This window comes from Bradyrhizobium sp. TM233 (assembly GCF_036247965.1).
Taxonomy (GTDB): domain Bacteria; phylum Pseudomonadota; class Alphaproteobacteria; order Rhizobiales; family Xanthobacteraceae; genus Bradyrhizobium; species Bradyrhizobium ottawaense.
The window spans coordinates 1-1,022 of sequence record NZ_BTIG01000394.1; the positions used below are offsets into that span (position 1 = coordinate 1).

General features: G+C 67.1%; 2 protein-coding genes. Both read left to right on the forward strand.

Features of this window, described 5'->3' with window-relative positions:
• The first annotated feature begins 224 nt into the window (after positions 1-224).
• Positions 225-587, forward strand: a complete 363-nt coding sequence (locus AABA86_RS34520) for a hypothetical protein (protein ID WP_212249728.1) — start codon at positions 225-227, stop codon at positions 585-587.
• A gap of 98 nt (positions 588-685) precedes the next feature.
• Positions 686-1,022, forward strand: a 337-nt coding sequence (locus AABA86_RS34525; RefSeq protein WP_338309935.1) for a 5'/3'-nucleotidase SurE, incomplete at its 3' end; no start/stop codon positions are given.

Sequence of the window (1,022 nt, forward strand, 5' to 3'; positions counted from 1 at the left end):
AGGACGGCTCGATCGCGGTCCCCGACGTGCTGCAGCCCTACATGGGCGGCGTGAAGGTGATCGGGCGCGACTGAAGCGTTTTCGAGCGAGGTGGATACCGGTTCGCGTCAAGAAACGCGTCAAGACAAGAATCGCGCTGCCCGTCTGAAATGCTGGAAACGATCGGTTGCGAAGATCGGGCGGCCGGCTATCCTGCCGGTCCCCGCAACGCGAACCCACCGTTCATGGCCTTGCACCGCGACATCTTCTGGGTCGGCCGACAATGGGCGGTGACGGGGGCCGGGATCCAGGCTGTCGATCAGCGCCTGCGTGGCGTGCTCGACATCGAGATCGCGCGGCTCTGGGACGACGATCTCGTGCAGAGCCGGCGAGCCAAGCCCGGTGTGAATGCTGCCGACTTCGACAACGCGCTGACGGTGGCCCGCGAACGCTTTCCGCGAGAGCCAGAGCCGGACGCGTTCGTTGCGCAATTGGAGGCGCTCGGCGTGATCGAGGCTCCCGTCGCCAGTCCGGTGCTGCCGGCAATGCAGCTGCGTGCGGAGGGCCGGCTGGCGCGCTTCCTGCCGCAATGGCGCATCCGCCGGTAGCGGGACGAGGCCAGGAACCTCCGATCGGCCGGTTTGCCTGATCGGCCGGAGCCGGATAAGACGGCTTGGACCCCGCTTATTTGGAATCGAACCTCCGCATGCGCATTCTCTGCACCAATGACGACGGCATTCACGCCCCCGGCCTCAAGGTGGTCGAGGAAATCGCGCGCGCGCTGTCCGACGACGTCTGGGTGGTGGCGCCCGAGCTCGATCAGTCCGGCGTGTCGCATTCGCTGTCGCTGAACGATCCCCTGCGCCTGCGCGAAGTCGGCCCGCGGCACTTTGCCGTGCGCGGCACGCCGACCGACTGCGTCATCATGGGCGCGCGCCATATCCTCGGTGCCAAGCTGCCCGACATCGTGCTGTCCGGGGTCAACAAGGGCCGCAACGTCGCCGAGGACGTGGTCTATTCCGGCACCATCGCCGGCGCGCTGG

What these genes read in the sequence shown, in the direction of transcription:
- AABA86_RS34520 (WP_212249728.1), top strand. Translation starts at nt 225, where the DNA reads ATGGCCTTGCACCGCGACATCTTCTGGGTCGGCCGACAATGGGCGGTG.